Here is a 22,743-nt window from a genome sequence, read left to right as displayed (position 1 = left end):
GGTCGCCGGACCACCAGAACTAAAGCGCGGAGAGCTATTACATAGTTTCGAACTGACTGAACGGTTGCAATTGTTTTGTTTCCCCCTAGGCCCTCACCATGTTCCGCCTGATCCTGTTCAACAAACCCTATGGTGTGCTGTGCCAGTTCAGCGCGGACGGCTCTGACAAGCCGACGCTGGCGCAGTACGTGAAAGTCCCTGGGGTCTATCCCGCCGGGCGGCTCGATACCGATAGCGAGGGGCTGCTGCTGTTGACCGATGATGGCACGTTGCAGGCGCGGATCGCCGATCCGAAGTTCAAGCTGGCCAAGACCTACCTGGTGCAAGTGGAAGGCGAGCCTGACGAATCGGCGCTGGACCGGCTGCAGCGCGGGGTGGAGCTGAAGGACGGCATGACCCGCCCTGCCCTTGCTGAACGGATCGCCCCACCCGCACTCTGGCCGCGCGATCCACCGGTGCGGTTCCGCAAGACCGTGCCCGACAGCTGGATCCGCCTGACCATCCGCGAGGGCAAGAACCGCCAGGTCCGCCGGATGACTGCCGCGGCGGGTCATCCGACGCTGCGATTGGTCAGGTGGCAGATCGGGGACTGGTCGCTCGACGGGCTGGCGCCGGGGGAATGGCGGGAGGTTGAGGCCAGCTAGATCCTCTCCATTTTCGCGAAGCGCAAATGGGGAGGGTCTGGTGTTACCGCACAAACAAACTCGCCAATTCCACGTGGGTGGACCACCTGAACTGCCCCACCGGGCGCAGGTCGGCCAGGCGGTATCCGGCCTCAATCAGCATAGCCGCATCGCGCGCCCAGCTTGAAGGGTTGCAGCTGATATAGACGACGCGCGGCACATCGCTTTGCGCGATCCGCTCAACCTGTTCGCGCGCACCGGCGCGGGGCGGATCGAGCAGTACGGCGGCAAAGCGGTTGAGCTCTTCGGGCAGCAGCGGATTGCGGAACAGGTCGCGGTGCAGCGCATGGACCGGCACTTGCGCACGCCCGGCGGCCAAAGCGCAGGCCGCGCTGGTATCGCGCGCGGCCTCCACCGCCAGCACCTTGCACTGCGGCCCGGCGAGCGCGAAGGCGAAGGTGCCCAGCCCGGCAAACAGGTCCGCCACACTGGCAGCCCCCGCCAGCCATTCACGCGCGGCAGCGACCAGCGCCGTCTCGCCATCGTCCGTCGCCTGCAGGAAACTGCCCGGTGGGAACGGCACCGCCACGCCCGAGAGCGTCACCGTCACCGGCTCAGGCTCCCACACCACATCGGGGCCGTAGCCGCCATCCACAGTGATCCGTGCGAGGCCGTGGGCACCGGCAAACGCGAGCAAGGCCTCGGTCAATGCCAGTCCTTCGGCGCTGAGGCCCTTGATGCCAAGGTCCACGCCCTGATCGGTCAGGGTCAGTTCGACGTCAGCGGCCATCCGCGGCATGGCATGCTTGCCTTTGGCCTTGCCCCGCCCCTTTGGCGCGGCCTGGCCCTGCCCCAGCGCGACCAGCAGCTTGCGCAGCGGACCCAGCAGCGCCGCCAGTTCTGGCCGCAGCACCGGGCATTCCGCCAGTTCGACCACCCGGTTCGAGCGTGCCTCGTTGTAACCCAGAACCACCCGTCCACTGCTCGACACCGCCTTCAGCGAAGCCCGGCGGCGGCTGTGCAGCGGTGACAGGTGCGGTTCCGCGATCCGCTCCGCTCCCAGTTCCTGCGAGGTCGATGCATTGCTGACCCGCGCGGCAACGAATTCGCCCAGGCTCTGGTCATCAAGCTGCTGCAACTGGCACCCGCCGCACTGGCCGAAGTGCCGGCACGGCGGGGTAACGTGGTGCGGCCCCCATTCAAGGCTGCCGTCTTCGCGCAGCAGGTCACCCGGCGCCGCTCCCCAGGCAAAGCGGCCCGAGGTGGTGACGCCATCGCCCTTGGCGGCGATGCGGATGATCGGTTCGGTGGTCATCGATATGGTGCGCCTGAAGGGGGGCACGCAGAGATCACAGAGAAGAAGAGGGAGGCGCAGAGATGTTTAGCAATCCGCCAAAGGCGGCTCTCCATTTTCGAGCTAGCGACATTAGCGACGCCCAAATCTGGAGAGCGGCTTCGCCGCAAACACTATATCTCTGCGCCTCTGCTTCTTCTCTGCGCCCTCTGCGTGAACCAAAAAATCACAAGCAAGCCGCGTAGGCCACCCTCACCTTTTCGGCAAGCTGCCCGGCTGAGAATGCCTGTCCGGCCAACCGCGCTGCCTCTCCGTGCAGCCAGACACCCTGGCAGGCGGCATCGAACGGATCTGCGGCGGTTGCCAGGCGGCTGGCGATCGTTCCCGCGAGCACGTCTCCGGTCCCGGCAGTGGAGAGCCAGCTGGAAGCGCGGTGGGCCAGCGCCAGGCGGCCATCGGGGGCGGCGATCACGGTATCGGCGCCTTTGGCCACCACCACCATGTCGCTGGCGAGCGCCAGCGCCGTGGCGCGTTCGACCTTGCTGCCCGCGCCGTCGAGCTCCCAGGCCCGTTCCAGCGCGAGCAGTTCGCCTTCGTGCGGGGTGGCGATCAGCGGCGCGCGGTGTTCGGCCAGCAGGCGCGGAGCGAGCAGCACCAGCGCATCGGCATCGAGCACTGCCGGCACCTGTTCGGCCAGCGCCAGCGTCAACTTCTCGCGCGCAGGGCCGTCGCGGCCCAGCCCGGGGCCGATCAGCAGTGCAGCCAGGCGCTTGTCGGACAAGGCATCGGCAAGCGGCTGGGTGCTGACCACCAGTTCGTTGGGCACTGCCAGCGGCGCGTCGGCGTGGAGCCGGACATAGCCCGCCCCCGCCCCTTGCGCGGCCTGCGCAGCGAGCAGTGCGGCACCCGGCATCGCGCCGACCACCAGCCCCAGCAGCCCGCGCGTGTACTTGTGAGCATCGGCACCGGGCGCGGCGAAGTGCGGGCGGGCAATCGCCTGAGCCGCACCGGCGACCGCAGCCACGCCGATATCGACCAGCTTGAGCGTACCCATCGTGGCCGCTGCGGGCATCAGGAAGTGCGCCGCTTTCCACGCCCCCAGGGCGATCGTCAGATCATAGCGCGGCAGGTCACGATTGAGCGGCAAGCCAAGATCGGCGTCGATCCCGCTGGGCAGGTCGATCGCCACGATATGCCGGTGGCTGGCAGCCAGGCGGCTCAGCAGCGCGCAGTGATCCGCTCCAAGCGGGCGGGTCAGGCCCGAGCCAAACAGGCAATCGACCAGCACTTCGCCCTGGTGATCGGTAACAACCTGGCCGCGATAGAGCGCGCGGGCGGTCCTGGCTGCGTCGGTCGCCGGTTCGGCTGCGGCGATCACCGCAACTTCACCGCCGCGCGTGCGGATTGCTTCGGCAATCACCCAGCCATCGCCGCCATTGTTGCCGGGGCCACACAGCACTGTCACCGCGCGCCCGCCGGCCAGCCGCCAGACCCATTCCGCCGCCCCGCGCCCGGCGCGCTGCATCAGTTCATCGACAGAGGTTCCGTCTGCGATCAGCGACGCTTCGGCATCGCGCATTTGCGCGACTGTTAGGACCTGATCGGCGGCGCTCACTTCTTGAGCTGCGAGATATCGCGCACCGCGCCGCGCGCGGCGCTGGTGGTCATCGCGGCATAGGCCTGCAGTGCGACCGAGACCTTGCGCGGGCGCTCCTTCTCGGGCTGCCAGCCTTTTGCGTCCTGTTCGGCGCGGCGCTGGGCCAGCTCGGCGTCGCTGACTGCCAGATTGATGCTGCGTCCGGGAATGTCGATCTCGATCCTATCGCCGCTGCGCACCAGCCCGATTGCCCCGCCCTCGGCCGCTTCGGGTGAGACATGGCCGATCGACAGGCCCGATGTGCCGCCCGAAAAGCGCCCGTCGGTCAGCAGCGCGCAGGCCTTCCCCAGCCCCTTCGATTTGAGATAGCTGGTGGGATAGAGCATTTCCTGCATGCCCGGCCCGCCCTTGGGCCCTTCATAGCGGATCACCACCACATCGCCTTCGACGACCTGCCCGGTCAGGATCGCGGTGACCGCGGCGTCCTGGCTCTCATAGACCTTCGCCGGGCCGGAAAACTTGAGAATGCTCTCATCCACCCCGGCGGTCTTCACGATGCAGCCTTCCAGCGCGATGTTGCCGTAAAGCACGGCAAGGCCGCCATCCTGGCTGAAAGCATGCTCCTTCGAACGGATCACGCCATTCTCGCGGTCGGTATCGAGTTCCGCCCAGCGGCGGTCCTGGCTGAAGGCGGTCTGGCTTGGCACCCCGCCGGGCGCGGCCTTGAAGAAGGTCTGCACCGCCGGATCGTTGGTGCGCTTGATGTCCCAGGCGTTGAGCGCATCGCCCAGAGTGCGGCTGTGAACCGTTGGCAGATCGGTGTGGAGCAGCCCGGCGCGATCAAGTTCACCCAAAATCGCCATGATCCCGCCGGCCCGGTGAACATCTTCCATGTGGACGTCGCTCTTGGCCGGAGCCACCTTGCTGAGGCACGGCACCTTGCGGCTCATCCGGTCAATGTCCTGCATGGTGAAGTCCACCCCGGCCTCCTCGGCGGCAGCCAGCAGGTGCAGGACCGTGTTGGTCGATCCGCCCATCGCGATATCCAGCGCGATTGCGTTCTCGAAGGCTTCGAAGCTGGCGATTGTGCGCGGCAGAACGCTTTCGTCGTCCTGTTCGTAATACCGCCGGCACAGCTCCACCGCGAGGCGGCCCGCCTGGAGGAACAGGCCCTTGCGGTCGGCATGGGTGGCCAGCTGCGAGCCATTGCCCGGCAGCGACAGGCCCAGTGCCTCGGTCAGGCAATTCATCGAATTGGCGGTGAACATGCCCGAGCACGAGCCGCAGGTCGGGCAGGCCGAACGCTCGATCGTCTGCACTTCCTCGTCGGTATAGGCTTCGTCGGCGGCGGCGACCATCGCATCGACCAGGTCGAGCGCCACTTCCTTGCCGCGCAGCACCACCTTGCCCGCTTCCATCGGCCCGCCCGAAACGAACACCACCGGGATGTTGATCCGCAACGCTGCCATCAGCATGCCGGGCGTGATCTTGTCGCAGTTCGAGATGCAGACCATCGCATCAGCGCAGTGCGCGTTGACCATGTATTCGACCGAATCCGCGATCAGGTCGCGGCTGGGCAGCGAATAGAGCATGCCATCGTGGCCCATCGCGATCCCGTCATCGACTGCGATGGTGTTGAATTCCTTGGCCACGCCGCCCGCCGCCTCAATCTCGCGCGCGACCATCTGGCCCAGGTCCTTGAGGTGGACATGGCCCGGCACGAACTGGGTGAAGCTGTTGACCACTGCGACGATCGGCTTGCCGAAATCGCTGTCCTTCATCCCCGTCGCCCGCCACAGCCCGCGCGCGCCGGCCATGTTGCGGCCATGGGTGGAGGTGCGGGAACGATAGGCAGGCATTGGCAGGACTCCATTTCGGTTCCGCTCTTGCGAGGTTGGAGTGGTGGGTCAAGAAGAAGATTGTCTCGCGCAAAGGCGTAAAGGCGCAAAGATGTTGCGCCCGCGGCGAAGCCGCCCTTTGATTTCAACTTTGTCCGCGGCAGCACCCGCGCGATGTGCAGTATGGCCTGCGGCCCGAAATACCTCTTTGCGCCTTTGCGCCTTTGCCCGCGAATTTCTATTCCAGCCGCAAGGCGACCTCATTGCCAATCCGCGCCAGCCGCTCGGCCCAGAGCGCCTGCCCGGCCGGATCGCCGATCTCGTCCTGACGCACTTCGATGCCCAGATAGGGCCGTCCATCGGCCTCGGCATGGCGGTTCATGGTGTAGTTGAGCAGCTGCCCGGAATAGGGTTGCTGGTCGCCCACCACCAGCCCTTCGGCCTCAAGCAGTGGGATCGCGATCCGGGCGGCGCGGTCGTCCTGGTTGTAGAGCACGCCGACTTGCCACGGACGCGGTTCGTCCGGGTGGGTGGCCAGGCACGGGGTGAAGCTGTGCAGCGAGACGATCAGCGCGGGCGGCGCAGAGTCGAGCAAGGCGGCAAAGGCGGCGTGATAGGGGTGAAAGAACCGTTCGAGCCGCGCCAGATGCCCGGCATGGTCGATCATGTTGCCGGGGATGGCGTGACCATCGCTGGCGATCGGGATCACTGCCGGGGCATGCGGTTCGCGGTTGACGTCGCAGACCAGCCGGCTGACCTGGGCCTGGAATGCGGCAATCCCGGGGCGCTGGGCCATGATCGCGCCGACTTCGGCGACGCCAATATCGACCGCCACATGCTGGGTCAGGATCTCAGCGTGGATGCCCAGGTCGATGTCATCGGGAACGTGGTTGCTGGCATGGTCGGACACCACCAGTATCCCGCCGAAGCGCGGCGTGCCAAGGATGCGGTAGGCCTCGCTCATCGCAGCGCCCCCGCCATGGTCCACCATTCGCGCGGCATCACCGCCTGCGCCCGGTCGCGCGTCTCGGCACTTTCATATAGGGCAAAGCAGGTCGCGCCCGAGCCTGACATCCGCGCCAGCCACGGCTGGGTATCGCGCAACGCCGCCAGCACGTCGGCGATCGCCGGACAAAGCGCGATTGCCGGCGATTCCAGATCGTTGCGCCCACCGCGCGCAATCGCCGAAACCGCGTCTTCGGGCATCGGCCCGCGATCCACCCCGTCCCAGCCCTTGAACACCGCCGCCGTGCTGAGCGGTACGCGCGGGTTGACCAGCAGTACGGGCATCCCGGTGAGATCGCTTTCGACCAGCTCAAGCTCAGTCCCCGTGCCGCGCCCCACGCAGGTTTCACTTCGCACGCAAGCCGGAACATCCGCACCCAGTCTGGCTGCGCGTGCTTGCCAATCATCGGGCAGGCCCTGTTCGCGCTCGACCAGCCGGAACAGCGCCCCGGCATCGGCAGAGCCCCCGCCCAGCCCGGCAGCGACCGGCAGGTTCTTCTCCAGCGTCACCGTCCAGCCCTGTTGCCGGGGCAGCGCGCCCAGCGCCTTCATCACGATGTTGCCAAACGGATTGTCGAGCGAACCGGCAAACTCACCAAGCGTCCGCAGGCTGTCCTGCGGTGCGGCAGTAACGCTCAGCACATCGCCGGCATCGACAAAGGCGAACAGCGTCTCAAGCTCGTGATAGCCATCCTCGCGCCGCTTGCGGACATGCAGCGCGAGGTTGATCTTGGCATAGGCGGTTTCGGTCATGGTCTGAATCCTCCCCCTCTGGGGGAGGTGGCCGGAGCGAAGCGGAGGTCGGAGGGGGGCTGGCTCCGCATCATTCCCCCTCCGTCAGCCCTGCGGGCTGCCACCTCCCCCACGGGGGGAGGATCGATTGCTTACATATTCGGATAGTTCGGCCCGCCGCCACCTTCCGGGGTGACCCAGGTGATATTCTGGGTCGGGTCCTTGATGTCGCAGGTCTTGCAGTGGACGCAGTTCTGAGCGTTGATCTGCAGGCGCGGCTCGCCTTCTTCCGCGCCGACGAATTCATAGACCCCGGCCGGGCAATAGCGTGCTTCGGGCCCGGCATATTGTGCCAGGTTGACCGTCACCGGGATCGCTGGATCGGCCAGCTGCAGGTGGCAGGGCTGGTCTTCCTCATGGTTGGTGAAACTGAAGCTGACGCTGGTCAACCGGTCAAAGCTGATCACGCCATCGGGCTTGGGATACTGGATCGGCTTGTACAGATCGGCCCGGTGCAGCGATTCCGCGTCGGCGTGGTGCTTCATCGGCTTGGCCACGCCAAAGCCGAACAGCGTGCGCAGCCACATATCAATGCCGGCCAGCATCGTGCCCACGCCTTCACCGAACTTGGCGACCAGCGGTTCGGCGTTCTGGACCAGCTTCAATTCCTTGGCGATCCAGCTGTCACGCACCGCCTCGTCGTAGTCCATCAGCGCGTCCTGCGCGCGGCCTGCGCCGATCGCCGCGGCGATCGCTTCGGCGGCAAGCATCCCGCTCTTCATCGCGGTGTGGCTGCCCTTGATCCGCGGCACGTTGACGAACCCGGCCGAGCATCCGGCCAGCACGCCGCCCGGGAAGGCCAGCGTCGGCACCGATTGCCAGCCGCCTTCGTTGATCGCCCGCGCGCCATAGGACACGCGCTTGCCGCCTTCCAGGATCTTGCGGATTTCCGGGTGCTGCTTCCAGCGCTGGAATTCCTCGAACGGGAAGACATAGGGGTTGGCGTAGTCGAGCGCGGTGACGAAGCCCAGCGAGACCTGGTTGTTCGCCTGATGGTAGAGGAACCCGCCGCCCCAGGTTTCGCTTTCCGACAGCGGCCAGCCCTGGGTGTGGATCACCCGGCCCGGCACGTGCTTGTCAGGATCGATATCCCACAGTTCCTTGATGCCGATGCCATAGACCTGCGGCTGGCAGTTCGCTTCAAGATCGTACTTGGCCTTGAGCCGCTTGGTCAGGTGGCCGCGCGCGCCTTCGCAGAACACGGTGTATTTGGCGAGCAGGTGCATGCCCGGCATGTAATCGGGCTTCTGGTTGCCTTCGCGGTCAATCCCCATGTCGCCGGTCTGCACGCCGATCACTGCGCCATTGTCATCGTAGAGCACTTCGGCAGCCGGGAAGCCGGGGAAAATCTCTACGCCAAGGTTTTCAGCCTGCCCGGCCAGCCAGCGGCACAGGTTACCCAGGCTGCCGGTGTAATTGCCCTTGTTGGAGAGGAATGGCGGCATGATCAGGTGCGGCAGGTTGATCTTGCCGCCACGGGTCATGTGCCAGTGCCAGTTGTCGGTCACCGGCACTTCGGCCATCGGGCAGCCCTGTTCGCGCCAATCGGGCAGCAGTTCGTCGATCGCCTTGGGATCAAAGGTTGCGCCCGACAGGATGTGCGCGCCCACTTCGCTGCCCTTTTCCAGCACGCAAACCGAAAGATCGGCGTTGACCTGCTTGAGCCGGATCGCCGTGGCCAGGCCCGCCGGGCCTCCCCCGACGATCACCACGTCATACGGCATCGATTCGCGTTCGGTCATCAGCTTCGTCCACACCCTGTTGATGGCTATTTATCGCGGTAACCCTTGATTGCTGCGCACCGGCAGGTCAAGACCGCATTCGTGACTCTTATGGCCCCCTTAAGCCCCTTCGCGGGTGAAATCGCCGCCGCGCTGCAGTGGTGGCGCGATGCCGGGCTTGAGCATGACTTTTCCGACGATCCGGCTGACTGGCTGGCCCGGAGCGAACCTGCCGTTACGGAAGCCGCGCCGCCGCCCCCGCCCAAGGCGATTGAGCGGCCGGTTGCGCCCCTGCCCAAACTGGGCGGAGACAGCGCTGGCTGGCCGCAGGACCTGGCCGCCTTTACCCAATGGTGGCTGGCCGAACCCTCGCTCGACAATGGCCATGTCGAAGGCCGGATTGCGCCGCGCGGACCGGCCGGTGCGGCCTTGGTGGTGATGGTTGATCACCCCGAGTCGCAGGATGCTGACCGGCTCTTGTCGGGTCCGCAGGGGCGGCTGCTTGATGCGATCCTGGCGGCATTGGGGATCGCCCCCGATCAGGTCTATGTCGCCAGTCTGCTGCCCCGGTACATGCCGCTGCCCGACTGGGCCTCGTTGCAGGCTGCCGGCCTGGGTGACCTGGCCCGGCATCATGTCGCTTTGGCGGCTCCGAAACGGCTGATTTCCTTCGGCCAGCACGTCTCATCGCTTCTTGGCCACGACCCGGCGAAAAGCGCTGAAAATTTGCCGCAAAATTATCAAGTAGGCGCGCAAGTCCCGGCCTTGGCTGCGCCGGGGCTCGAAACCCTGATGGCGCGGCCGCGGGGTAAGGCCCGGTTGTGGCAGGCCCTGCTCGATTGGCAGGCCGCCTGATCGCAAACGGCGAATGCGGGGACTGCGGTTGTTCAAATTTGGTGCCAAGGCACGGTTTTCGGCATTGCTGCTGGCAGGCTTGGGCGCTTTTGCGCCGCTGGCCGCGCAGGCCAACAGCGCAGCGATGAGCTATTTCGCCAATCGCGCCAATCGCGGTGCGGTACCCAGCCTGCTGACCCAGGATGAGCGGACCTATTACCGCGACCTGTTTGCCGCGATCGAGAAGGGTGACTGGGCCAGGGTCCAGGCCCTGTTCGCGCAGAAGCCCGATGGCCCGCTGCACCAGGTGGCCAAGGCCGAATATTACCTGGCGGCGGGATCGCCCAAGATCGAAGGCCCGGCGCTGGAAGCCTGGCTGGCGGGCGGCGTCCAGTTGCCCCAGGCCGAACAGATCAGCAGCCTGGCCGCCAAACGCGGCGCGAGCATGCTGCCGGCGCTGCCGCAGCCGCGCATGCTGACCAGCCTGCCCAGCCGCGCCAAGCGGATCCGCCCGCGCGAAAACGCCGATGGCACCATGCCCGGTACGGTCGCAGCCGGGATCAACGGCAAGATCAAGGGTGACGATCCGGCCGCAGCCAAGGCGCTGCTCGACGGGATCGACAGCGCACTTTCGCCCCGCGCCCGCGCCGAATGGCGCAGCAAGGTGGCGTGGAGCTTTTACATCGAGAACGACGATGCCTCGGCCTATGCGCTGGCGCAGACGGTGCAGGACGGTGAAGGCCCATGGGTGGCCGAAGGCTGGTGGATTGCCGGCCTCGCCGCCTGGCGGCTTGACGATTGCACCGGCGCCGCCGAAGCCTTTGGTCGCACTGCGGTGCTGTCTGAGAATGCCGAGCTGACCGCCGCCGCGCACTACTGGCAAAGCCGCGCGCTGGTCCGCTGCCGCCAGCCTGAAAAGGCCGCCGAGCCACTGCGCAAGGCGGCCCGGATGGACGAGACGCTTTATGGCATGCTCGCGGTCGAGCAATTGGGCGTGGCCCTGCCCAAGACCCACGAGGCGCCCGACGTCAGCCAGACCGACTGGCAGGCGCTGCGCGAAGTGCCCAATGTTCGTGTGGCGGTGATGCTGGCCGAGGTCGGCCGCGACGGCCTGGCCGACGAAGTGCTGCGCCACCAGGCGCGGATCGGTGATCCGGCGCTGTACCAGCCGCTGTCGCGCCTGGCGCGCAGCCTGGGTGCCCCGGCCACCCAGTTGTGGATGGCCTACAATGTGCCCTCCGGCGGCCGGGCCGAACCGGCCGGCCGGTTCCCTACCCCCAAGTGGACCCCGGCGACCGGGTGGAAGGTCGATCCCGCGCTGGTCTATGCCCACACCCTGCAGGAATCGGTGTTCCGCGCGGCGGTGGTCAGCCCGGCGGGTGCGCGCGGGCTTATGCAGATCATGCCCGCTGCGGCCAGGGACCATGCGGCCAGCCTGGGCGTTTCGGGCAATGCCCGCGATCTCAGCAAGCCAGAGATCAACCTCGCCTTCGGCCAGCAGCATCTGCAGATGCTGCGCGACAGTCCAGGCACCCAGGGCCTGCTGCCCAAGGTGATGGCCGCCTATAACGCCGGGCTGGTACCGATCGGGCGCTGGCAGTACGAAATCCGCGACAAGGGCGATCCGTTGCTGTGGATCGAAAGCGTCCCCTATTGGGAAACGCGCGGTTATGTGAACATCGTGATGCGCAATTACTGGATGTACGAACGCCAGGCCGGTGGCCCATCGGAAAGCCGGATGGCGCTGACCCAGGGCATGTGGCCAACTTTTCCGGGCCTGTCGGGCTCGCAAATGGTGCGGATGCGCGCCGATGGGACGATCCTGCGTGGCCGTTGACCCAACCCGCCCGTTCCGCCCGGTGAATCTGGCGGTGCTGACCGTTTCCGATACGCGGACGCTGGAAACCGATACCTCGGGCGCGATCTTGGCCGATCGGGCAAAGGCCGCCGGGCATCATCTGGCCGCGCGCGTCATCGTCAGGGACGAGGTGCCGCTGATCGTCGCCCAACTCAACGCCTGGATCGACGATTCGGCGATCGATTGCGTGATCACCACTGGCGGCACCGGCATGACCGGCCGCGACGTCACCCCAGAAGCGCTCGACCAGGTCAAGGACAAGGACATCCCCGGCTTTGGCGAGCTGTTCCGCTGGCTCTCGTTCAAATCGATCGGCAGCTCGACCATCCAGTCGCGTGCCTGCGCGGTGCTGGCCCGCGGCACCTATATCTTCGCGCTGCCCGGATCGAACGGTGCGGTGAAGGATGGCTGGGACGGGATCCTCGCCGAACAGCTCGACAGCCGCAACCGCCCCTGCAACATCGTTGAACTGATGCCGCGGCTCATGGAAATGTGACATCGCGCGGGACGATGTACCGGTAGACTTTTCCTTTCACCGGATTAGCCAATCCGAAGCCACTTCCGGATAGAGATCATCTGGTCATGGGCCCAAAAGCTTCCGACTCAATTCAAGCAAGGCTTGAACCCGGTCATCCCTTCTTCGCGGTGATCGAAGAGGCATACCGTCAGTTTGGCAGGAAAAAGCCAAACGATCTGGAGGTTTGCGAGTGCTGCATGGACCCGCAAACTCGGCGCGAATTTTTCAACCACCCTATCCGCGATTTGCCGTTGCATGACCTGCGTGAATGGTACTTCGCCGCCGCCGATCCTGGATGGGTCAGCCAGCCACTTTGGCAGTACCTGCTACCTCGCATTCTCGAGGTGCTGGCAGCCGGCGAGCCGGTTAGCGAAATCAGCGTTGAGATAAGCCTTAGCCGCCACACTACTGGCGATCCCGCCCTATGGTCTGCGGCGCAATGGGCCGTGCTCGATCAGTTTCAGCGCCGCTTTCTCGAACGGGCAATGATTCCCGCCAATCCATCGGCAGGTCGTCTTGCCCATTTGCGCCTGGACGATGCGCTTTGCATGTTCAGATTGAGCGGTTGGCCATTGCTCGATCTGATAGCTCAAGTGACCGCGATGCCAGGTCTGGCGCTGGCAGAGCGGCTTTGGCACGACTGGTGTGGGGATTTCTGGCCCGGCTACGGTGCCATCGCGCTGACTTCCTTCTGGCCAGCAGGGGACAACACACTTGTCCATGATTTCTATACCAGCCTGGCGTTGCAGGAACGGATGGAGGCGCTGGTGCTGGCCGAAGATGCAGCCCCGCTTGTCGCCGAACACGCCCTGGCAGTTATGCAGGTGATCGCCGACAATCGATAGCGAGCGCCAGCAGCTTGCATTTTTGTTCTTTATATGTTCCACCTTCACGATGCCCTCACCTCTCCCCATCCACGGCCGTGGTGCGCAATCGGCGCGGGTGCCGCAGCGCTTTGGCCTGGCGAGCCGCGAGGCTGACGGGGACTGGCTCGACGCGCGCGAAGGACTCGACGGACCCGGGCCCAAGCTGCGCACCGAAGTGGTCGAGGAACGCGCCCAGTCGATTATCACCTTCAACCAGTCACCCGACATTCCGTTCGACCGCTCGATCAATGCCTATCGCGGGTGCGAGCACGGGTGTGTCTATTGCTACGCCCGCCCCAGCCATGCCTGGCATGACCTGTCGCCCGGACTCGATTTCGAGACCAAACTGTTCGCCAAGCCCAACGCCGCCGCGCTGCTGCGCCAGACGCTGGCCAAACCCGGCTACAAGATCGCGCCGATCGCGATGGGCACCAACACCGATCCCTACCAGCCGATCGAGGCGCGCTATCGGATCACCCGTCAGGTGCTGGAAGTCTGCCTGGAGGCCGGCCACCCGGTAACGATCACCACCAAGAGCGCGCGGGTGGTTCGCGATCTCGATCTGCTGGCAGAGCTTGCGGCGCGCAATCTGACGGCTGTCTCGGTCTCGGTCACCAGCCTTGATCCGAAACTCTCCGGCCTGCTCGAACCGCGCGCAAGCTCGCCGATCAAGCGATTGGAAGCGCTGGAGAAACTCGCCGCCGCCGGCGTGCCCGCCCACGTCTCGGTCGCGCCGGTTGTCCCCGCGATCACCGATCAGTTCATCGAGGGTATTTTGGAGCAAGCCGCCGCGCGCGGAGTGAAAAGCGCCAGCTGGATCATGCTGCGCCTGCCGCACGAAGTGGCGCCGCTGGTCAGGGAATGGCTCCAAGTCCACTTCCCCGACCGCGCCGACAAGGTGATCCACACCGTCCAGTCAATGCGCCACGGCAAGGACAATGACCCGGGCTTCTTCACCCGGATGAAACCGCTGGGCGTCTGGGCCGATGTGTTCCGTTCACGCTTCCGGATCGCCTGCAAACGCCTAGGCCTCAACCGCGAGCAGCCTGTGCTCGATTGCGGGCAGTTTGTTCGGCCCGAGATGGATGGGCAGATGCGGTTGTTCTAAGGGCTTTTCGGCCTAGCAGGAGCAGGGCCTTACTGATAACCTTGCAGCTCATGTCGGCAGTTTCGAAAACAGCAGCATCCTTGCGCATTATTGGCGAGATGCTTGATCCTGACGAAATCTCGGTGATCCTGGGTACCAAGCCTTCGCTCTCCTATCGAAAGGGTGAAGTTATTCGCAACCCCACGACTGGCCGGGAGCGAATTCCGAAGTACGGGATGTGGAACCTGCGGACGGAAGATAGGTTTCCCGGTGATTTGGATGGCCAGATCGACGAGCTCTTGGGCAAGGTGACCGACGATCTGTCGATCTGGAAAGAGCTGAATGAGCGTTTCAGCCTTGACCTGTTCACAGGCCTATTCTTGGAAGAGTTCAACGAAGGGATTTCCTTGAAGCCTTCAACTCTGCTGGCGCTTGGCTTGCGCGGCATTGAGCTCGATTTGGATATATATAGCGGCGAAAATCGCGACGAAGACGACTAGGATCTCCCCCCAAACCGGATCAACCGGCTGTCCGCCAAAGCCGCCGTACGATGCGGCAGGGCGTCGCGGACATAGCTCTCGTTCTTGACCATCGCCATGAACACGCCCGAATGCGGATAGCCCATCACGAAGCCCGCATCCCACTCGCCGGCCGGGCCGGTCACCATGCATTCCAGCGGCATGTGCCAAACCATCGCCGCGCCATCGTCGGCGACCAGTTCCTGGAAGCGCTTTTCATAGATCGCATAGGCTTCGCGGCCGGTCAGACCCTGACCGTGCAGCTCATGATCTGCCGGATATTCCGCCAGGTCGCGGAACTTCAGCAGGTTGAGCATGTGGATCGGCGCATCGCGCGGCAAGTCCTTGAAGACCTGCCAGTTCTCACGGCTCGGGTCGATGTAGTTGGTCATTGAACACTCCAAATCCTCCCCCTCTGGGGTAGGTGGGCCGCAGGCGGGCCGGAGGGGGCGCGGCGGCTCAACTGCCCCCTCCGTCAGCGCTACGCGCTGCCACCTCCCCCAACGGGGGAGGATTGGTGCTTACGCATCCGCCAGCTTGTAATCCCTGAACTGGTCACGCAGGTCCTTCTTGCTGATCTTGCCGGTCGCCCCGTGCGGGATCTCGGCGACGAATTCGATCGCGTCGGGCAGCCACCATTTGGCGACGCTCTGGGCCAGATGCGCCTTGATCTCGTCCGCAGTGACTTCCACGCCTTCCTTCTTGACCACGACCAGGATCGGGCGCTCATCCCATTTGGGATGGTAGATGCCGATCGCGGCGGCTTCTGCCACACCGGGATGGCCGACTGCGGCGTTTTCCAGCTCGACCGAGCTGATCCATTCGCCGCCGGACTTGATCACGTCCTTGGTCCGGTCGGTCAGCTGCAGCGTGCCATCGGGATGCAGGATGCCGACATCGCCGGTGTCGAACCACTGTTCGGCATCGGTGGCATCCCGGTCTGCCTTGAAATAGCGCTTGATGATCCACGGCCCGCGCACCTGCAGTGCGCCGCTGGTCTTGCCATCGCGCGGCAGTTCCTTGGTGGGATCGCCCAGATCGACCGTGCGCAGCTGCACGCCGAACGGAACCCGGCCCTGCATCTGCTTGATGTCGAGCTGTTCTTCAAAGGTCTTGTCGGCCCAGTCCCAGGTCATCGCCCCGGTGGTGCCGATCGGGCTGGTTTCGGTCATCCCCCAGGCATGCGCGACATTGACCCCGGCCTTCATCAGCCGCTCGATCATGAAGCGCGGCGCCGCCGACCCGCCAATGATCGCGTGACGCAGCGTTGGCAGCGTGGTGCCGGTGGCGTCCATGTGCTGGAAGGTCGCGAGCCACACGGTCGGCACCCCGGCCGAATGGGTCACGCCTTCGCGGTTCATCAGTTCGCACAGCACCGCCGCATCGTTGACCGCGCTGAACACGAACTTGATCCCCGCTGCCGCGCCGGCCCAGGGCAGGCCCCAGCTGGCTGCGTGGAACATCGGCACCACCGGCAGCATGACCGAACGGGTATCGAAATCGAAGATCGAGGGTTGCAGCCCGGTGATTGCGTGCAGCATGGTCGACCGGTGTTCGTACAGCACACCCTTGGGATTGCCGGTAGTGCCGCTGGTATAGCACAGCATGCAGGGATCACGCTCGCCGCCGCTGGTCCATTCGGTCTGGCCGTCCTCGGCCCCGATCCAGTTCTCGAACTCACCATTGTCATAACAGATGTAGTGGCGGATCGTGGTCCACTTGCCCTTCATCCGCTCGATGATCGGGGTGAAGGCCTTGTCATACAGCAGGACCTGGTCCTCGGCATGGTTGGCGATGTATTCCAGCTGATCGTCGAACAGCCGCGGATTGATCGTGTGCAGCACCCCGCCCACGCCCACCGCGCCGTACCAGCTGACCAGGTGGCGGCTGTGGTTCATCGCCAGGGTTGCGATCCGGTCACCCTGCTGAATGCCCAGTTTGCGCAGCGCCTGGGTCATCTTCAGCGCATCGCGGCGGATCCCCGCCCAGTTCGTGCGCGTCTCGCTTCCATCGGCCCAGCGGGTTACCACTTCGCGGTTGGCGTGCTCTCGTGCGGCGTGATCAATCAGGTGGGTTACCCGAAGGTCCCAGTCCTGCATGGCTCCCAGCATTGCTACCTCTCCTGATGCTCTGACGGCTTACGCGACAAGCCTCAGGTTGGCCGAGCCCCGCCGCGCGCTTAGCGCTACATTGGCAAGACCTTCGACACTTGCCAAGCGTTCTGCGAGTTCTCCATCAAGATGAAAGTCACTCCCCAGCCGCACCAGCGGGTCGTGGCCGGTACCGGTGCGCAGCCGGGCAAGTACTTCGCCCCGCCCCGGTTCGCCCGGTTGCAGCAGCAGCGCCAGTTCGCCCAGCACATCGGGCCGCAGCACATCGAGCCGCAGCTGCATCGCGCTGGCTACTTTCACTTCGCTCAGCGGACGGGCGCCGCGCACGGTAATGCGGGGCGGTTCGTCCGGGCTGGGCGAATCGAGCTCAACCGTCAGCAGCACGCAGGTGCCATCTTTGGCCCATTGCAGCATCGGATCAACCAGGCTCTCTTCAAAGCAGGCAGCCGAAAACTGACCCGAACTGTCCGAAAAATCGGCGCGCACGAAGTCTGCACCGCGCCGGGTCTTGCCGCGGTTCACGCTTTCGATCATCGCCGCCATCATCGCCTGGCTGCGTCCGCCACCGGCGACCCCGCCTTCCATCAGCGCGGCATAGGTCCGCGCACCATTGGCCACCGCCACCGCGCGCCATTGCTCGACCGGATGGGCCGCGAAATAGAACCCGAAGTTCTCGCGCTCCTTGGCCATCTGCTCGGTCTTGGACCAGGGCTCGACCTCGGCCAGCCGCAACGCGGGCGCAGCATGATCGTCGCCGCCGAACAATCCGGCCTGCCCGCTTGAACGGGTGCGCTCGGCCTCGTCGGCCACGGCCAGCAGCATGTCGGCATTGGCCAGCACCTTGGCGCGATTGGGCTCCAGCTCGTCAAAGGCACCGGCACCGGCCAGCCCTTCCAGCTGGCGGCGGTTCATCGAGCCATAGGGGACCCGGCGGAACAGGTCTTCCAGGCTGGTGAAGCGCCCGTTCGCCTCACGTTCGGCATGGAGCGCGTCCATCGCCTTTTCGCCGACGTTGCGGATCCCGGCCAGGGCATAGCGCACCGCATAGCCTTCATCGGTCCGTTCGACCGTGAATTCGGCTTCGGAGCGGTTGATGCTGGGCCCTTCCAGCTCCACCCCGTTGCGGCGCATATCGTCGACGAAAACCGCCAGCTTTTCCGACTGGTGCATGTCGAAACACATCGAAGCGGCATAGAATTCATGCGGGTAATGGGTCTTGAGCCAGGCGGTCTGGTAAGCCAGCAGCGCATAGGCGGCGGCGTGGCTCTTGTTGAAGCCATAGCCGGCGAACTTGTCGATCAAGTCGAACAGTTCGTTGGCCTTGGCCGCCTCGATCCCCGATACTTCCTTGCAGCCATCGACGAAGCGGTGGCGCTGGGCATCCATTTCGGCCTGGACCTTTTTGCCCATCGCGCGGCGCAGCAAGTCGGCATCGCCCAGTGAATAGCCGGCCAGGATCTGCGCAGCCTGCATGACCTGTTCCTGGTAGACGAAGATGCCGTAGGTTTCGGCCAGAATTCCCTCCAGCCGGGGATGCGGATACTCGATCGATTCCAGCCCGTTCTTGCGCCGCCCGAACAGCGGAATGTTGTCCATCGGCCCTGGGCGGTAGAGCGAAACCAGCGCGATGATGTCGCCGAAATTGGTCGGCTTCACCGCCGCCAGCGTGCGCCGCATGCCTTCGGATTCGAGCTGGAACACGCCAACCGTGTCGCCCGATTGCAGCAGGTCATAGACCTCGGCATCGTCCCACGGCAGCGCATCGAGATTGATCGTGATCTCGCGCCGGGCCAGCAATTGCAGCGCCTTCTTCAGCACCGACAGCGTCTTTAGCCCCAGGAAGTCGAACTTGATCAGCCCGGTATCCTCGACATATTTCATGTCGAACTGGGTCACCGGCATATCCGATCGCGGATCGCGGTAGAGCGGCACCAGTTGCGCCAGCGGGCGGTCACCGATCACCACCCCGGCGGCGTGGGTTGATGAGTTGCGGTTGAGCCCTTCCAGCTGGATCGCCAGATCGACCAGCCGGTGCACTTCTTCGTCGTTATCGTATTCGCGCTTCAGCTCGGCCACGCCGTTGAGCGCGCGCGGCAGGGTCCAAGGATCGGTCGGATGGTTGGGCACCATCTTGGTCAGGCGATCGACCTGGCCATAGCTCATCTGCAGGATCCGGCCGGTATCGCGCAGCACCGCGCGGGCCTTCAGCTTGCCGAAAGTGATGATCTGGGCGACGTGATCGTGGCCGTACTTGGCCTGGACATAACGGATCACCTCGCCGCGGCGGGTTTCGCAGAAGTCGATATCGAAGTCCGGCATCGAAACGCGTTCGGGGTTGAGGAAGCGTTCGAACAGCAGCCCCAGCCGGATCGGGTCGAGATCGGTAATGGTCAGCGCCCAGGCCACCACCGAGCCCGCACCCGAACCGCGCCCCGGCCCCACCGGAATATCGTTTTCCTTGGCCCATTTGATGAAGTCGGCCACGATCAGGAAGTAGCCGGCAAAGCCCATCTTGTTGATCACGCCGGTTTCGAAATCGAGCCGGTCGAAATAGGCCTGCCGTTCTTCCTCAGGCAGTTCGCCATAGGGGGCCAGCCGTGCTTCCAAGCCGGCCCGGGCATCGTCGATCAGCATCTGTGCTTCGCCCGCCGCGTCGCCGGCCAGGCTGGGCAGCAGCGGCTTGCGCTTGGGCGGGGCATAGGCACAGCGCTGTGCCACCACCAGCGTGTTGGCAATCGCCTCGGGCAGGTCAGCGAACAGCTCGTTCATCATCGGCGCGCTCTTCACCCACCATTGCGGGCTGGAGCGCGGACGTTCGGGGGCATCGACGTGGGTCGAATTGGCAATGCACAGCATGGCATCGTGCGCGCCGTAAAAGTTGGGATCGCCATAGGAAGCCGGATTGGTCGCCACCAGCGGCACATTGCGGGCAAAGGCCAGCTCGATCAGCGCGTCTTCGGCCGCATCCTCGGCCGCATCGCCGCGCCGGGCCACCTCGATATAGAGGCGCCCGGGAAACAGGTGTTCCAGTCGCTCACAATAGGCTGCGGCGGCATCGTGCCGACCTTCGGCCAGCAGGCGAACCAGCGCCCCTTCCCCGGCAGCAGTCAGGCACAGCAGGCCATCGCTGTGCCCGGCAAGATCGTCGAGCGTGACATGGGCATCAAGCTCAAGCGGACGATCGAGGTGGGCGCGGCTGACCAGATGGCACAAGTTCTGCCAGCCCGCCTCGTTCTGGGCATAGAGCGCCAGCCAATCGATCGGGCCATCGTCGCTGCGCCGCACGCCCAGCAGGCAACCGATGATCGGCTGGATCCCGGCATCACGCGCCGCACCGGCAAAGGCCATCATCGCATACAGCCCGTTGCGATCGGCGATCGCGATCGCCGGGAATGCGCGTTCGACCGCCAGCTTGACCACGGCCTTGGGATCGATCGCCCCTTCGAGCATCGAATAACTGGACAGCACGCGCAGGGGAACGAAACCGGTGTGGGACATGGCCGTTAAGTAGGCACAGGGCAGCAGATTCGCAAAAGCGCTTTGCCCTTATCCACCGCCTCATCCCCAATCTGGCGCAAGCCCTTTGCAAATCCGGCGATCTGTGGTTCGATGCTGGCCAAAGCACAGGGTCGTTTCTGCAATTTCGCATCGCAAAAGAGGAACGGGACTATGGAACTGGGCAAAGGGCCTGAACTGGGCGGGCTGCTTGACCGCGCCAAGGCGATCATTCTGCAACCATCGGAAACCTGGCCGACACTGGCCGCAGAGCAGACCACGCCGGGCGATATCGTCACCCGCTATGCCCTGCCACTGGCCGCGATCGGTCCGATCGCCAGCTTCATCGGCGGGCAGGTGTTCGGGATCAGCCTGTTCCTGGTCACCTTCAAGCCGGGATTGATGACCGGGCTGACCATGGCCCTGACCAGCTTTGTGATGAGCCTGATCTCACTGGTGATCGTAGCGCTGGTGGCCGATTTTCTGGCTCCAAATTTCGGCGGACAGGCCAATCGCACGCAGGCGTTCAAGCTGGTCGCCGCGTCGATGACCCCGGGCTGGATCGCCGGTATCCTGGGCATCATACCGGCTCTGGCCGCGCTGGGGATCATCGCCTCGATCTATGGCATCTACCTGTTCTACAAGGGTTCGACGCCCCTGATGAAGGTGCCCGAAGACAAGTCGATCGTTTATACGCTGGTCACCGTGGTGGCCGCGATCGTGCTGGGCTTCGTTGCTGCGACCATCACCTCGACAGTAACTGGCGCGCTGGGCGTCGGCGCGGCCGGGCTGGCGGCCAATTCAGGCGACTCGGCAGAAGTAAACATTCCCGGGGTCGGCAAGTTTGATACCGCCAACCTCGAACAGGCCGGCAAGCAGATGGAAGCCGCCGCCAATGGTCAGGTGCCGCCGGTTGATACAGCCAAGCTGCAGGCGCTGCTGCCCGCCTCGCTGGGTGCCTACACCCGCACTGCGCTCGATACCGGGGCGATGGGCGCCATGGGCAAGGGCGTTTCGGCCACCTACACCTCGGGTGACAAGTCGATCAAACTGTCGGTGATCGATTCAGCCGGGCTTGGCGCGCTGGCCGGTCTGGCCGGAGCGATGGGCGCGGAACAGAGCCACGAGGATGCCGATGGCTATGACCGTACCAGCACCGTGGGCGGGCAGATCGTGGTCGAAAAGTGGAGCAAGGGTTCCAGCAGCGGCGAATTTTCGCAACAGGTTGCCAGCCGCTTCTTCATCAGCGCCGAAGGCGAAGCCGGTTCGATCGACGAGCTGAAATCGGCGGTGGCGTCGATCGATCAGGGCGCGCTGGCCGGGCTGGCGAAGTAGCGCCAAATCACCCCAATCCAACCTGCGCCAGCGAGCAAGCTCGCAAGCATCGGTATCCTTCCCCCAACAAGGGGGAAAGTAGGCCGCACCGGACCTTCCCCCTTGTTGGGGGAAGGATACCAAGGCTTAGGAGCGAAGCGAATTAGCCGCGGTTGGATTGGGGTGATGCCCCCCGATCAAAGCAGCTTTTCGATATCCTTCGCAATGCTTTCGGGCTTGTCGGTGGGGGCATAGCGGCGCACGACCTTGCCCTGCCGGTCGATCAGGAATTTGGTGAAGTTCCACTTGATCGACTTGGTCCCCATCAGGCCCGGAGCCTCGCTTTTCAGCCACGAATAGAGCGGCGTCTCGTTCGTGCCATTGACTTCGATCTTGGCCATCAGCGGAAAGCTGAGCCCGAAGTTGACCTTGCAGAATTCCTCGATCTGATCAGCATTGCCCGGTTCCTGCGCGCCGAACTGGTTGCAGGGGAAGGCCAGCACTTCGAAGCCCTGTGCGCCGTATTTCTGGTGCAACGCTTCCAGCCCATCATACTGCGGGGTGAAGCCGCACTTGCTGGCGGTGTTGACCACCAGCAGCACCTTGCCCTGCTTGTCAGCCAGGTTGAGCTGCTTGCCGCCAGGCAGGTCGGCAGTGAAATCGGCGATCGTGGTCATGCTGCTTCTCCCGAATTTTGCCGGGAGACTAGGCGAGCCGCCATCAAGGTCAACCGGCGGGTTTGCTGCGGCGATAAATGAAATCGAAATTGGTGGTCCAGGTCACCCCGTGGTCGGTCGATTGCTCACCGTGCTGACGCACCGTGTCCTTGTCGATCGGCGTATAGCTCATACGGATCAGGGCATCCTTGCCCGGGCCGTTCACCCCGGCCCACCAGCCGGTCAGCACCATCGCCTCGCCCACCCTGCCGCCGTCGAATTCGACCCGGCCCGGCTGCGATCCGATCCAGGTCTGATGCCAGCGACCGGTGGCGGGATCGACCGCGTTGAGACTGCCCCCGCCCGGCCCCTTCAGCGGCATCCAGTTCTCCCGCACCGCGCAGCCGGCATAAAGCCGCTCGATCTTGCTGTGGGCAATCAGCGGCGCCTTGGCCGCGTCCTTGATATTCGGATAGACGTCCCAGTCACCCACCCAGAAGTCGAAACCGGCGAAGACCGGGGCTGCACATGGCGGCGGCGGGGGCGCGGCTGACGCTCCAGCCGACTGGGCAACGAGTGCAATCGCGGCGACAAACGACATGGCTGTTCCCTTTCGG

19 protein-coding genes are annotated in these 22,743 nt (G+C 64.7%); 8 read left to right on the top strand and 11 right to left on the bottom strand.

The features are described 5' to 3' along the window. Positions 1-98 precede the first annotated feature (98 nt). Positions 99-644: a pseudouridine synthase gene (locus IT549_RS06200; RefSeq protein WP_292970913.1), complete on the top strand. Its 546-nt coding sequence runs from the start codon at positions 99-101 to the stop codon at positions 642-644. A 43-nt stretch (positions 645-687) separates the two neighbouring features. On the opposite strand, the gene IT549_RS06195 is transcribed toward IT549_RS06200, so the two are convergent. The 6 genes from IT549_RS06195 to IT549_RS06170 all read right to left on the bottom strand — a co-directional run bounded on the left by IT549_RS06195 (position 688) and on the right by IT549_RS06170 (position 8,891). Further along, entirely contained in the window at positions 688-1,938 is a 1,251-nt protein-coding gene (locus IT549_RS06195) for a class I SAM-dependent RNA methyltransferase (protein WP_292970911.1), read from the bottom strand. A gap of 205 nt (positions 1,939-2,143) precedes the next feature. Beyond that, positions 2,144-3,496, bottom strand: a complete 1,353-nt coding sequence (locus tag IT549_RS06190) for an NAD(P)H-hydrate dehydratase (RefSeq protein ID WP_292970909.1) — start codon at positions 3,494-3,496, stop codon at positions 2,144-2,146. A gap of 32 nt (positions 3,497-3,528) precedes the next feature. Then, positions 3,529-5,373 (bottom strand): dihydroxy-acid dehydratase, encoded by a 1,845-nt coding sequence (gene ilvD / locus IT549_RS06185; RefSeq protein WP_292970906.1) that lies wholly within the window; start codon positions 5,371-5,373, stop codon positions 3,529-3,531. A 217-nt stretch (positions 5,374-5,590) separates the two neighbouring features. After that, on the bottom strand, positions 5,591-6,316 hold the full coding sequence (locus IT549_RS06180; protein WP_292970903.1) for an N-formylglutamate amidohydrolase: 726 nt from the start codon (positions 6,314-6,316) through the stop codon (positions 5,591-5,593). Next, positions 6,313-7,110: a 4-(cytidine 5'-diphospho)-2-C-methyl-D-erythritol kinase gene (locus IT549_RS06175; protein ID WP_292970900.1), complete on the bottom strand. Its 798-nt coding sequence runs from the start codon at positions 7,108-7,110 to the stop codon at positions 6,313-6,315. The genes IT549_RS06180 and IT549_RS06175 overlap by 4 nt, the downstream gene beginning before the upstream one ends. A gap of 131 nt (positions 7,111-7,241) precedes the next feature. After that, positions 7,242-8,891: an electron transfer flavoprotein-ubiquinone oxidoreductase gene (locus tag IT549_RS06170; RefSeq protein WP_292970897.1), complete on the bottom strand. Its 1,650-nt coding sequence runs from the start codon at positions 8,889-8,891 to the stop codon at positions 7,242-7,244. An 81-nt stretch (positions 8,892-8,972) separates the two neighbouring features. Between IT549_RS06170 and IT549_RS06165 the strand changes: the two genes are divergently transcribed. The 6 genes from IT549_RS06165 to IT549_RS06140 all read left to right on the top strand — a co-directional run bounded on the left by IT549_RS06165 (position 8,973) and on the right by IT549_RS06140 (position 14,532). Next, complete coding sequence (locus IT549_RS06165) at positions 8,973-9,725, top strand: hypothetical protein (protein WP_292970894.1); 753 nt, start codon at positions 8,973-8,975, stop codon at positions 9,723-9,725. Between the two features lie 124 nt (positions 9,726-9,849). Continuing rightward, a complete protein-coding gene (locus IT549_RS06160; RefSeq protein ID WP_292971113.1) occupies positions 9,850-11,541 on the top strand; it encodes a lytic transglycosylase domain-containing protein in 1,692 nt (563 codons plus the stop codon). Continuing rightward, a complete protein-coding gene (gene moaB / locus IT549_RS06155) occupies positions 11,531-12,058 on the top strand; it encodes a molybdenum cofactor biosynthesis protein B (protein ID WP_292970892.1) in 528 nt (175 codons plus the stop codon). The genes IT549_RS06160 and moaB overlap by 11 nt, the downstream gene beginning before the upstream one ends. A gap of 149 nt (positions 12,059-12,207) precedes the next feature. Further along, complete coding sequence (locus IT549_RS06150) at positions 12,208-12,924, top strand: hypothetical protein (RefSeq protein WP_292970890.1); 717 nt, start codon at positions 12,208-12,210, stop codon at positions 12,922-12,924. 49 nt (positions 12,925-12,973) lie between these two features. Beyond that, positions 12,974-14,053 (top strand): PA0069 family radical SAM protein, encoded by a 1,080-nt coding sequence (locus IT549_RS06145; RefSeq protein WP_292970888.1) that lies wholly within the window; start codon positions 12,974-12,976, stop codon positions 14,051-14,053. A 50-nt stretch (positions 14,054-14,103) separates the two neighbouring features. Continuing rightward, entirely contained in the window at positions 14,104-14,532 is a 429-nt protein-coding gene (locus tag IT549_RS06140) for a DUF4279 domain-containing protein (protein ID WP_292971111.1), read from the top strand. Here IT549_RS06140 and IT549_RS06135 read toward each other — a convergent pair. From IT549_RS06135 to dnaE, 3 genes are all read right to left on the bottom strand, one after another. Next, entirely contained in the window at positions 14,529-14,942 is a 414-nt protein-coding gene (locus tag IT549_RS06135) for a DUF1330 domain-containing protein (RefSeq protein WP_292970886.1), read from the bottom strand. The genes IT549_RS06140 and IT549_RS06135 overlap by 4 nt on opposite strands. Before the next feature lie 129 nt (positions 14,943-15,071). Further along, entirely contained in the window at positions 15,072-16,661 is a 1,590-nt protein-coding gene (locus IT549_RS06130) for a long-chain fatty acid--CoA ligase (RefSeq protein WP_292970884.1), read from the bottom strand. Positions 16,662-16,688: 27 nt separating this feature from the next. After that, positions 16,689-20,159, bottom strand: a complete 3,471-nt coding sequence (gene dnaE, locus IT549_RS06125) for a DNA polymerase III subunit alpha (protein WP_292970882.1) — start codon at positions 20,157-20,159, stop codon at positions 16,689-16,691. A gap of 171 nt (positions 20,160-20,330) precedes the next feature. Here dnaE and IT549_RS06120 point away from each other — a divergent pair, with 171 nt between their 5' ends. Then, on the top strand, positions 20,331-21,491 hold the full coding sequence (locus IT549_RS06120; protein WP_292970879.1) for a Yip1 family protein: 1,161 nt from the start codon (positions 20,331-20,333) through the stop codon (positions 21,489-21,491). Positions 21,492-21,667: 176 nt separating this feature from the next. Here the strand turns inward: IT549_RS06120 and IT549_RS06115 are convergent, their stop codons facing one another. Both IT549_RS06115 and IT549_RS06110 read right to left on the bottom strand, forming a co-directional pair. Further along, the gene (locus IT549_RS06115; protein ID WP_292970876.1) at positions 21,668-22,147 is read right to left on the bottom strand and encodes a glutathione peroxidase; all 480 of its coding nucleotides are present in this window, start codon (positions 22,145-22,147) and stop codon (positions 21,668-21,670) included. Positions 22,148-22,196: 49 nt separating this feature from the next. Beyond that, positions 22,197-22,727: a hypothetical protein gene (locus IT549_RS06110; RefSeq protein WP_292970873.1), complete on the bottom strand. Its 531-nt coding sequence runs from the start codon at positions 22,725-22,727 to the stop codon at positions 22,197-22,199. Between the last annotated feature and the right edge of the window lie 16 nt (positions 22,728-22,743).

The organism is Novosphingobium sp. (assembly GCF_020852455.1).
In the GTDB taxonomy this organism is placed as follows: domain Bacteria; phylum Pseudomonadota; class Alphaproteobacteria; order Sphingomonadales; family Sphingomonadaceae; genus Novosphingobium.
Note: the sequence above shows the minus strand (reverse complement) of the source record. Positions and strands in the feature narration are given on the sequence as shown.

What these genes read in the sequence shown, in the direction of transcription:
- IT549_RS06200 (WP_292970913.1), top strand. Translation starts at nt 99, where the DNA reads ATGTTCCGCCTGATCCTGTTCAACAAACCCTATGGTGTGCTGTGCCAG.
- IT549_RS06195 (WP_292970911.1), bottom strand. Translation starts at nt 1,938, where the DNA reads ATGACCACCGAACCGATCATCCGCATCGCCGCCAAGGGCGATGGCGTC.
- IT549_RS06190 (WP_292970909.1), bottom strand. Translation starts at nt 3,496, where the DNA reads ATGCGCGATGCCGAAGCGTCGCTGATCGCAGACGGAACCTCTGTCGAT.
- ilvD (WP_292970906.1), bottom strand. Translation starts at nt 5,373, where the DNA reads ATGCCTGCCTATCGTTCCCGCACCTCCACCCATGGCCGCAACATGGCC.
- IT549_RS06180 (WP_292970903.1), bottom strand. Translation starts at nt 6,316, where the DNA reads ATGAGCGAGGCCTACCGCATCCTTGGCACGCCGCGCTTCGGCGGGATA.
- IT549_RS06175 (WP_292970900.1), bottom strand. Translation starts at nt 7,110, where the DNA reads ATGACCGAAACCGCCTATGCCAAGATCAACCTCGCGCTGCATGTCCGC.
- IT549_RS06170 (WP_292970897.1), bottom strand. Translation starts at nt 8,891, where the DNA reads ATGACCGAACGCGAATCGATGCCGTATGACGTGGTGATCGTCGGGGGA.
- IT549_RS06160 (WP_292971113.1), top strand. Translation starts at nt 9,850, where the DNA reads ATGAGCTATTTCGCCAATCGCGCCAATCGCGGTGCGGTACCCAGCCTG.
- IT549_RS06145 (WP_292970888.1), top strand. Translation starts at nt 12,974, where the DNA reads ATGCCCTCACCTCTCCCCATCCACGGCCGTGGTGCGCAATCGGCGCGG.
- IT549_RS06140 (WP_292971111.1), top strand. Translation starts at nt 14,104, where the DNA reads ATGTCGGCAGTTTCGAAAACAGCAGCATCCTTGCGCATTATTGGCGAG.
- IT549_RS06135 (WP_292970886.1), bottom strand. Translation starts at nt 14,942, where the DNA reads ATGACCAACTACATCGACCCGAGCCGTGAGAACTGGCAGGTCTTCAAG.
- IT549_RS06130 (WP_292970884.1), bottom strand. Translation starts at nt 16,661, where the DNA reads ATGCTGGGAGCCATGCAGGACTGGGACCTTCGGGTAACCCACCTGATT.
- dnaE (WP_292970882.1), bottom strand. Translation starts at nt 20,159, where the DNA reads ATGTCCCACACCGGTTTCGTTCCCCTGCGCGTGCTGTCCAGTTATTCG.
- IT549_RS06120 (WP_292970879.1), top strand. Translation starts at nt 20,331, where the DNA reads ATGGAACTGGGCAAAGGGCCTGAACTGGGCGGGCTGCTTGACCGCGCC.
- IT549_RS06115 (WP_292970876.1), bottom strand. Translation starts at nt 22,147, where the DNA reads ATGACCACGATCGCCGATTTCACTGCCGACCTGCCTGGCGGCAAGCAG.
- IT549_RS06110 (WP_292970873.1), bottom strand. Translation starts at nt 22,727, where the DNA reads ATGTCGTTTGTCGCCGCGATTGCACTCGTTGCCCAGTCGGCTGGAGCG.